Annotated in this window: 10 protein-coding genes; 8 read left to right on the plus strand and 2 right to left on the minus strand. The window is 70.3% G+C overall.

What is annotated here, in order from left to right:
* Nucleotides 1–38 precede the first annotated feature (38 nt).
* Together ACZ514_RS31075 and ACZ514_RS31080 are read left to right on the plus strand one after the other, a co-directional pair.
* Entirely contained in the window at nt 39–509 is a 471-nt protein-coding gene (locus ACZ514_RS31075; protein WP_468164502.1) for a MarR family winged helix-turn-helix transcriptional regulator, read from the plus strand.
* Between the two features lie 619 nt (nt 510–1,128).
* Nucleotides 1,129–1,803: a GntR family transcriptional regulator gene (locus tag ACZ514_RS31080; RefSeq protein WP_469126228.1), complete on the plus strand. Its 675-nt coding sequence runs from the start codon at nt 1,129–1,131 to the stop codon at nt 1,801–1,803.
* Nucleotides 1,804–2,083: 280 nt separating this feature from the next.
* Here ACZ514_RS31080 and ACZ514_RS31085 read toward each other — a convergent pair whose 3' ends face one another.
* Nucleotides 2,084–2,647: a MarR family winged helix-turn-helix transcriptional regulator gene (locus ACZ514_RS31085; protein WP_469126229.1), complete on the minus strand. Its 564-nt coding sequence runs from the start codon at nt 2,645–2,647 to the stop codon at nt 2,084–2,086.
* Between the two features lie 212 nt (nt 2,648–2,859).
* Here ACZ514_RS31085 and ACZ514_RS31090 point away from each other — a divergent pair, with 212 nt between their 5' ends.
* Both ACZ514_RS31090 and ACZ514_RS31095 read left to right on the plus strand, forming a co-directional pair.
* A complete protein-coding gene (locus ACZ514_RS31090) occupies nt 2,860–3,933 on the plus strand; it encodes an alkene reductase (protein ID WP_469126230.1) in 1,074 nt (357 codons plus the stop codon).
* Nucleotides 3,934–3,974: 41 nt separating this feature from the next.
* Nucleotides 3,975–4,913 carry an NAD-dependent epimerase/dehydratase family protein gene (locus ACZ514_RS31095; RefSeq protein WP_469126231.1) on the plus strand — a complete coding sequence of 313 codons (939 nt, stop codon included), beginning with the start codon at nt 3,975–3,977 and terminating at the stop codon, nt 4,911–4,913.
* Between the two features lie 468 nt (nt 4,914–5,381).
* Here the strand turns inward: ACZ514_RS31095 and ACZ514_RS31100 are convergent, their stop codons facing one another.
* Nucleotides 5,382–5,726, minus strand: coding sequence for a peptidase inhibitor family I36 protein (locus tag ACZ514_RS31100; protein WP_468164512.1), 345 nt, complete (start codon nt 5,724–5,726; stop codon nt 5,382–5,384).
* A 1,322-nt stretch (nt 5,727–7,048) separates the two neighbouring features.
* On the opposite strand from ACZ514_RS31100, the gene ACZ514_RS31105 reads away from it, so the two are divergent.
* The 4 genes from ACZ514_RS31105 (at nt 7,049) to ACZ514_RS31120 (ending at nt 8,791) form a co-directional block, all read left to right on the plus strand.
* Complete coding sequence (locus ACZ514_RS31105) at nt 7,049–7,474, plus strand: hypothetical protein (protein WP_469126232.1); 426 nt, start codon at nt 7,049–7,051, stop codon at nt 7,472–7,474.
* 123 nt (nt 7,475–7,597) lie between these two features.
* A complete protein-coding gene (locus ACZ514_RS31110; protein ID WP_469126233.1) occupies nt 7,598–8,026 on the plus strand; it encodes a hypothetical protein in 429 nt (142 codons plus the stop codon).
* 44 nt (nt 8,027–8,070) lie between these two features.
* Nucleotides 8,071–8,430: a peptidoglycan-binding domain-containing protein gene (locus tag ACZ514_RS31115; protein ID WP_469126234.1), complete on the plus strand. Its 360-nt coding sequence runs from the start codon at nt 8,071–8,073 to the stop codon at nt 8,428–8,430.
* A gap of 13 nt (nt 8,431–8,443) precedes the next feature.
* Entirely contained in the window at nt 8,444–8,791 is a 348-nt protein-coding gene (locus tag ACZ514_RS31120) for a peptidoglycan-binding domain-containing protein (protein ID WP_468701088.1), read from the plus strand.
* Nucleotides 8,792–8,798: the final 7 nt, after the last annotated feature.

The following is an 8,798-nucleotide window of genomic DNA, read 5'->3' on the forward strand; positions in this document are numbered from 1 at the left end:
AGCAGTAAAACATAAGTTGCCTTACAAGTGGGGTCCGTGTGAGCGAGCAGCCCATCCACACCGGCTATCTGGCCTGGCACTTCGCCCAGGCCATGGCCACCCGCCTGGAGAGAGAGCTGCGCGCTCTCGACCTGAACCTCGCGCAGTACAACGCCCTCCAGCGGGCCGAGCACCAGCCGGGGATCTCCAGCGCCGACGCCGCCCGTCACGCCGGCATCACCGCCCAGTCGATGGGCTCCGCCGTGGCCAGCCTTACCGACCGCGGGCTGCTCACGCGCTCGCCCCACCCCACCAACCGCCGCATCCTGTGCCTGCACAGCACTCCCGACGGCTCCCGCCTCCTGGAGCAGGCACGCGATGTGGTCCGCCGGGTCAATGAAGAGGCACTGGCGGTTTTGGAGCCCCAGGAGCAGGCCTCGGTGCATCACCTCCTGCACCGTCTGGTCACCCATATGAACCCCGGCGCCCTGCCCCCCACCGCCGGTCCCCCGGCGACGCCCGGCCCGTGAGACCAGCGCCTACCCACCGGCGGCATCGGCGCCGGGAGACTGACGGGCAGCCGTCCCGGCGCACGAGCACAGGGGCGGCCCTGTTCTCGTCATACTTCAGAGCTACGCAGCAGAGCGGCTCTGCAGGGTGACGCCGACCACGGCCCGCCGTCCCTCACGTCGGTGGAGACTCCCTCCCGACCGCTCAGACCATGGACTGCGCTCCCGGCCTGCTACCGCCGTCCTCGGTGACGGCCGGCCTCACTCGATAAAGGTGCACGTGGAACGACGAGCCACCCGCAGACCGGCTCCGAGAAGTGGATGCCGGCCGAACGAGGCGTCGCCGGCCACCGTGGACCGGGCACAGCGCACGCTGTTGGAGGAACGCGGGCGGGGGCCACCTCACCGCCGGGCCCATCACACCGGCGGCTACCGCGTCAGCGCGCACATCCGCTCAGTCAGCGCCTCGCCGCCCACCGCGACGACGCCGAGCGCAGGGAGAAGCGCAGCGCATGACAGCTCTGGCACGGCCATGGCCGGCCACAGCGGGACCGGGGCGTCGTCCCCCCGCCCAGGGCAGCCGCCCGAGGACGGCGGCTGTTGCCGGAACCAACGGACCGACACCACGAACGAGGACGCCGTGCCCCAAGATGCCCGCACACCGCTCGACGCCCACTACGGCACCGACGATCCCCAGACACTGCACGAACGCATCCACGAGACCCTGCTCGTGGAGATCACCAGCGGTGAGCTGCCGCCGGGCACACTGCTCGGCGAAGGGGACACCGCCCGGCGGCTGGACGTCCCCCAGGTGCGCGTGCGGGAAGCCCTGCTGACTCTGGCCTCACAGAAGTTGATCGAGTACTGCGGCCCGGACAGTGCACGCGTCACCCACACCAGCACCGCCGAGGCCCGGCACACCGCGACCGTCCTGCACGGCCTCTACCGCACCGCCCTCCTCACGGCCCCCTGGCCCCTCGCCGGCGACCGCGTCCAAGCCGTGCGCAACTGCGCCGCAGCGCACAGCCGCGCCGCTTCCGCAGGCGATGGCGCCGAAGCCCTCGCCTGCGCACTGGCCGCGTGGGACACCGTCCTCCATACCTGTGCCAACCCGCCCCTCCATGACGCCGTCAGCCACCTCAAACCCGTATGGCAACGAGCCCACCGCGTCCACCTGTCCCCCTCCGATGTCGGGGACGCCGACTGGAGCCCGTTCCTGACCGCCTGCGCCACCGGCGACCGCGCACGAGCCCTCCACCACCTCGACAACCACTGGTGGCACATCGATCGCCGCCTCACCCACCCCGCCACCTGAGACGCCGGTCACCACGTCCAAGACGTCACCGCTCCCCTACGCCGGAGCGAGCCGCACTCCCGGCCGGGAAGCGACGAGGCCGACGGCCGCCAGGTGTCGCCGCTGAGCCGTCTGCGGACTCAGCGCGACCGTAGACCCGGCCGCGGGTGCGGCCCGGCCCCGGTACGACAACGTCGGCGACGCGACACGGGCACGGGCGGTCGGAACGCGGGGCCGGGCACGGGCACGGGCTGTCCGAACGCGGGGCGGGGCACCGGTCGCCCCTGCACCCGAGCCTCGGCTACACCTGACCGGCCCGCCCCTTGAGTGAGGCCGCCTGGCCGCCGGCCTCCTGTTGCGCATGCCGGGTCGCGGCGAGGGCCAGGCTCGACTCGATCTGCTCCAGGATCTGGACAGCCTCGGCCTGCCGCTCCTCGGACAGCTGTCCGGCGGTACATTCCTCCAGCTCCGCCCAGACCTCGTCGACCTGGTGGCGCAGGGCGAGGCTGGCCTCGGTGGGCTCGATGATGGTCGCCCGCTTGTCGGTGGGGCTGGGCCGTCGGCGAACGAAGCCCGCGTGTTCGAGCCGCTTGACGGTGCGGGTCATGGTGGCCGCGTCCGAACCGAGCAGCCGGACGAGGTCGATCTGGCGCTGCGGCCCGAGGTCCCACAACTGCATCATCACCAGTTCCTGGCCGGGGTGGAGGCCGACCCGGCGCAAGAGCTGCCCGGCGAGCATGCGGTGCAGCCGGGCCACCCGGAAGATCGCATGGGCCATCGGCCCGGCCTGGACCGAAGGCGGCAGCGGCATGCCGGCCGCCTCGGCAGCGTCAGGCGTGGAGGCCTCGGAGTCTGGGCCGATCATGTGACTGCTCTCCTTCATGTAACTGCTCGAACATCTATATCGGGAGTCTATCGCTCCAGACCGGCCGAGACCGGGCCCGATACAGCCAAAATGTACGCATTTCGAGTCGAGTCCCGCGCGGCGGAATGCCGAGACGGCTTTACTTGTTCGAGCAGGTAACGTCAGAATGGCAGCGGCCCTGCGAGGGCCCCGTACGAACGAGGAACGATCACATGCACAAGGCATTCGCCTCTTACGACCTGTCCGGCACACGCCTGGCCAACCGCATCGTGATGGCGCCGATGACCCGCAGCCGTGCCTACGGACCCGGCCTGTCCGCCACCGACCTGATGGCCGCCTACTACGGTCAGCGCGCCAGCGCCGGCCTGGTCGTCACCGAGGGCACCCAGCCGTCAGCCGTCGGTCAGGGCTACCCGGACACTCCCGGCATCCACTCCGACGAGCAGATCGAGGCGTGGAAGAAGGTCACCGGCGCGGTCCACGAGCGCGGCGGGGTGATCTTCCTCCAGCTGATGCACACCGGGCGGGTCGGCCACCCGAGCCTGATGGGCCTGACACCGGTCGGCCCCTCCGCGGTCAAGGCCGCCGGCCAGGTCTACACCCACCAGGGCCCGCAGGACTTCGTCACTCCTCGCGAACTGACCGAGGCGGAGATCGCCCGGACCATTGCCGACTACGCCACCGCCGCGCGCAACGCGGTCGCCGCCGGCTTCGACGGCGTGGAACTGCACGGCGCCAACGGCTACCTGATCCACCAGTTCCTCGCCCCGAACTCCAACAGGCGTACCGATGCGTGGGGCGGCTCCCCGGAACGCCGCATCCGGTTCGCGGTGGAGACGGCGAAGGCAGTCGTCGAGGCGATCGGGCCGGAGAAGGTCGGCTTCCGCATGTCGCCCGGCAACCCCTTCAACGACATCGCCGAGACCGACCAGGACGATCTGGAGACCACCTACTCCGCCCTGGTGGAGGCGCTGGCCCCGTTGAACCTGGCTTACCTGCACCAGATGGAGTCCGCCGGGGCCCGCGAGCTGACGGTCCGGCTGCGCCGGCAGTGGCCGGGCACCTTCATCCTGAACCCGTTCACCGGTGCCGAGCCCACCGGCCCCAAGGAGCTGGACCTGATCGAGAACGGCACCGCCGACCTGATCGCATACGGATCCCTGTTCCTGGCCAACCCCGACCTGCCCGAGCGCCTCGAACGCGGCGGCCCCTTCAACACCCCCGACCGGGCCACCACGTACGGCGGCGACGAGCGCGGCTACACCGACTACCCCGCTCTGCCTTGACCCGACTGACCCTACCGGCACAACGAACGAAGGCACCCGCAATGAACGCTGGCCCCAACAGCTCGGCAGCCCCGAAGAAGCCCAGAGCGCGGCTGAGCGGCACCGTCGACCGCACGACCACCATCGGCACCCCCTCCCTCGAGCAACTGGATCTCACGTCCAAGCGGGTGCTCGTCGTCGGCGGGACAGGCGGCCTGGGCCGGGCCGTGGCTCAGCAGGCCCTGGCCCTCGGCGCGGAGGTGACCGTGGTGGGACGGACCTTCCGCGACCACGCCGCAGACCGGCTCACCTTCGTCCGGGCGGACCTGTCCTCGATGCGCGAAGCGGTCCGGCTGGGCAGGGAGCTTCCCGCGGAAACCTACGACGTCGCCTTCTTCTCGCTGGGCATCATGGCCGCCAAGACGCGCGAGGTAACCGCCGAAGGCATCGAGCGGGACCTGGCCGTCAGCTACCTCAGCCGCCTCGCGATCCTGCAGGGCCTCAGCCCCAGGCTGGGAACCGGCCGCCCGGACAGCGCGCCCCAGCCGCGCGTGTTCATCATGGGAGCACCGGGGGCCGGCAACACCGGCCGGCTCGAGGACCTGAACTCCGAGCACGGCTACAAACCGATGGCCGCGCACATGAACACCGTCGCCGGCAACGAGGTCCTCGTACTCGCGGGCGACCGCAGGCTCCCCGGGCCGTCGTACTTCGGCCTGAACCCTGGATTGATCAAGACCGACATCCGCTCCAATTACCTGGGGGAGGGCAGCCTCCTGCACCGTCTGGCCGAAGCCGTGGTCGGGCTGGCCGGCCCCTCCCCGGAGACATACGCGGCGAGGATCGTCCCCCTGCTGTTCACCGACGAGCTCAACGGTCGCACTGCCCTGATGTTCAACAACAAAGCCCAGGTCATCCTGCCAAGCGCGGGACTCGACACGGCCTACAGCGACCGCTGTCTGGACGCCTCCGAAGCACTCCTGCGCCGCGCCACCGGCTGAGCCTGGGAACCGTCCAGGCGGCGGTCAGCATGGGGCGCAGTTCGTCGCGGGTGTACATGGGGGTGCGGCGGAGGTGCGCTGATCCGCGGCGGCTGTAGGTGACGTGGGCCAGGCTGTTGGTCAGGACGGGGGGCGGGCGCAGAGCATCGTCTCGGGTAGCCGGGTGGTCCCGGCCGGCCCCAGCATGCGGGACGGGTGGGGCGGTACGGACTGCCCCGCTGATGTGGTCGTGATCGCCGCGGCACCTCTGGGCGCACCGGCTGCCGGCTCCGTAGCTTGCGCCCCACAACAGGTGGGCCTCGGACCGGCGCGCGGTTCGAGGCCCTTGTTCGTGCTAGGACGGCCCGCAGCAACCTGCCGACCGGCGGCCACCGCGTTCCTGGCCCCGTGCGAGTTCTCGCACGTCGGTGCGCCGACGACCGGCCAACACGAGCTGTCGGCGCCGACGCAGGCGGGCCAGGGTTCGGCTCAGCAGGGGCGGACGTACCAGACAGGCGTCCAGTCGAAGCTGGAGCTGGCGGAGTAGGCGCCGGGTGTGGTCGAGATGACGTTGTGGTTCTGGTCCAGGAATTGGGCGCGGGTCCCCGGGGTCTGGTTGTTGATCCAGGATCCGTAACCCTCCCAGCCCGACAGCTCGTACGTGTCACACCGGTAGAGGTTGAACTGTGCGCCGGTGAAATCGGTGCCGCTGTAGAGGCAGAGGTTGCCGGCCGGACAGTCGGCGGCAGCCGCCGGGGTGGCCAATCCGAGCAGCGTCGTGGCAGCGAGTGCCGTGGCCGCGAACAGTGCTGTGATCGGCTTGCGCAGGGTCATGTGAGGCTCTCCGTGGTGGCTCGGACGGCTGGTCCGGGGCTTGCGATGGACGTCACTGCCAGCAGCGCTGCGTCGCATCCGGCCCCGTCATCGACAGGAATGGATGGCTACCTGCGGCACCATGACATTGGGTCGCCCCCAGAACAGCAAGGATCTCGACGCCATGGCACCCGCATCCTCACGATTCACCTGTTAGGGCCTGCCTGCCCCGGCCCGGCACCTGAGCGAGGCATCTGCCGCAGTGGCGTCGCCGCCGGCAACGTCCAGGGCAGTCGGGCCCCACCAGGCCAGGAAGAACGGCGATCTCCTATTCATCCGCCTCACCCGAGCCGGCGGCCGCTCGGCGGGAACGCCGGCGGGCGATACGCGCCGCCCCCTCCCCCCGGCCACAGGCCACAGGCCACAGGCCACAGGCCGGGGCTTCGTGCCTCCTGGAGCAGGTCTCCATCTCCACCCAGTGATCTCACGCGGCCCCACTGATCTGCGGGTTCCCCGCACCGGGCAGGCGCGGGGCACCCGCATGAAGCCACATCGATCGCCGTGTGGCTACGGCACGACCGAAAGCTCTGCGGCTGTTGTGAGGAGGTCGAAGGCGTGACGGCGGCACGAGCCCACGGTGAGGCATCAGGCAAGCACGAGCTGGCTGCCGGGGCCAACTCGAAGGCTGCGTCCGTGTTCCGCGCGGGGAGCGGCCAGGCCGGTGGGTGAATGACGGTCAGCCTTCACGGTGCCCCTCAGACCGCGTCCGTCCAGGGCCGGAGGGCCGTCTGCGCCGAACCAACATCACCCCGCCACACGAACCGGCTCACGTCACCGGGCCGGCCGGGTTCGGCCGGTACGTACTCCGGGCGTCCCCCGCCGGCCGGAACCACCCGTGCTCCAACCCAACCTCAGCAGCGCCCCGTCCACCACCTCCCGCGCAGGCCGGCCCGTCACGTCGAGCAGCGTGCCGTTCCCTCAGCCTGCCCGCAGCTCACCCCGCACCCACCGGGCCCCGCAATGCCGCCCGTACCGCCTCCGGGTCGGCGGCCTCCACCACCGCCCGCGACCCCAACCCCCGGCCGGCCTGCGGCCGCGTACGCGTCGTAGCTCTCAAGTACCGATCGCGGCCGTCGATAGTGACCGCGCATCACCCCCAGAGGGGCCACCGCGTACACCCAGGGCGTTAGTGCGGCCTCGGGCAGTGGTTGTACTCGGGGCCAAACCGTGGTTGCACGCGGCCGGAAAGGACTCAACCCGCTACCCGATGCGCGCCACGACCTCACATCCCTAGGGTCTTCCTCGAATCCACTCGATGAATCCAAGGGAAGGAGACGAGTCAGATGCGAACGACAGCACGACGTCGTACGGGTGTGGCCATGGCGGCGGCTTGCGTCATCGGTGTTTCCGCGTTGGCGACCACCACCGCAAGCGCCCAGCAGCCGAACCAGCAGACCGCTGTTTCCGCGCCCACTTCCCAAAGCGCGGCCCCCCAGGCGATCAACACGACGGTCGACGCCAACAGCCAGCTGCGCGCGGGCCCCTACCTGAGCAGCCGCAAGGTCGGCGTGACCGGTGCCAAGTCCAGCTTCTACGTGGAGTGCTACAAGCGCGGCTCGGACTACAACGACGGCAAACACCACACCAACGTCTGGTACCGGGGCGTGGTCATCGACGACTCGACCAGCCACACCTACTACGACGTCTACTCCTGGGGCGGCAACGTGAACACCCCGCACGACCCGCCGGCAGGCCTCGGCCGCTGCTGACCCCGACGAAACCGTGCCCGGTGCTCCCCGCGACGCTCAGGGAAGCGCCGGGCTCCTGCCGGCCGGCCAACACCGGCCGGAGGACCGTCCAGGCGGTGCACAGCTCGACTCACGAGGAGCGCGATGACCCACAAGGCCCACACCATCACCAAGACACACACCGTAACCCTCGCCGGAGCACCCCTGCGAAAGCCGGCTCGCCGACTGCGGGGGCTGCCGGGGATCACCGCAGGCGCCACGCTCCTGGTTCTGGCGACCGCAGGAGCGGCACAGGCAAGCCCAGCGGCGTACCGCGGATGCGACTACCCGTACGTCTGCCTCTACCAGGGGGAGACGGAGACCGGTCGCTACAAGGACGTCACCGCCGACTGGCAGGTGCTGCACGCCAGCCGTGGCGCCGCCTACCTGGTGAACACCCGCAGGGACGACACCGTTCTGATGCACTTCACCAACGGCAGGGTCGTCTGCGTTCCGCCCCTGGCCAACCCCGCAAGCCCCTTCATGTACGGGACCATCGACAAGATCAAGATCAGGAGCACGTCACGATGCTGAACCCGGCGTCCACCAACCCGACGTCACGGACAGGGCCACCTCTCATGCGGGCACACGCCGCTTTCACTGCCGTCCTCGTCTTCACCGCTGCCCTCATCGGCGGTCTCCTCCCGGGCGCGGCCTCCGCGGCCGCGGCTGCGCCTGCCGCATCCGCCCAGCTCGCCATGGGCAGGTGCGGACTCTACAGCGGCAGCGATCTCATCAGCCGCGGTGACCGCGGCGCGAAGGTGAAGGAAGCCCAGTGTCATCTGCACGCCTGGCGCTACCTTCCCGAGTCGACGGACGTCGACGGCGAGTTCGGGCCGAAGACAGAGCGCGCCGTCAAGGCGTTCCAGCGGGACCGCAGGCTCGGCGTCGACGGAATCGTCGGACCGAGGACATGGGCGGCGCTGCGCAATGGGTGAACGGAAGAGCGGCATGAGCAAGTACGCAGCGGTACTGGTCGCCGTGGTGATCGCCACTCTCACGGCGACTGGCTCCCCGGCGTCCGCCCTGGCGCCCGCCCCCGGAACCCCGAGCGCCGCCGACTGCGCCACCTCCCGTCCCTTCCTGTCCCCGGGGGACAGGGGGCCGTGCGTGGCCTTCCTCCAGCGGAGACTGAACGCGAAGGGCGCCGGGCACCTCGCTGTGGACGCGATGTTCGGCCCGGCCACCACCCGCGCGGTGAAGACCTTCCAGAGGGCCTGCGGCTTCCGCAACCACGAGATCGACGGCTTGGTGGGCCCCAAAACCTGGGCCGGCCTGATCGACGGCTCCTGCGTGTGAATCCCCC

The sequence above is a fragment of the Streptomyces sp. NPDC034086 genome, assembly GCF_055575515.1.

What these genes read in the sequence shown, in the direction of transcription:
- ACZ514_RS31085 (WP_469126229.1), bottom strand. Translation starts at nt 2,647, where the DNA reads ATGATCGGCCCAGACTCCGAGGCCTCCACGCCTGACGCTGCCGAGGCG.
- ACZ514_RS31090 (WP_469126230.1), top strand. Translation starts at nt 2,860, where the DNA reads ATGCACAAGGCATTCGCCTCTTACGACCTGTCCGGCACACGCCTGGCC.
- ACZ514_RS31095 (WP_469126231.1), top strand. Translation starts at nt 3,975, where the DNA reads ATGAACGCTGGCCCCAACAGCTCGGCAGCCCCGAAGAAGCCCAGAGCG.
- ACZ514_RS31100 (WP_468164512.1), bottom strand. Translation starts at nt 5,726, where the DNA reads ATGACCCTGCGCAAGCCGATCACAGCACTGTTCGCGGCCACGGCACTC.
- ACZ514_RS31105 (WP_469126232.1), top strand. Translation starts at nt 7,049, where the DNA reads ATGCGAACGACAGCACGACGTCGTACGGGTGTGGCCATGGCGGCGGCT.
- ACZ514_RS31110 (WP_469126233.1), top strand. Translation starts at nt 7,598, where the DNA reads ATGACCCACAAGGCCCACACCATCACCAAGACACACACCGTAACCCTC.
- ACZ514_RS31115 (WP_469126234.1), top strand. Translation starts at nt 8,071, where the DNA reads ATGCGGGCACACGCCGCTTTCACTGCCGTCCTCGTCTTCACCGCTGCC.
- ACZ514_RS31120 (WP_468701088.1), top strand. Translation starts at nt 8,444, where the DNA reads ATGAGCAAGTACGCAGCGGTACTGGTCGCCGTGGTGATCGCCACTCTC.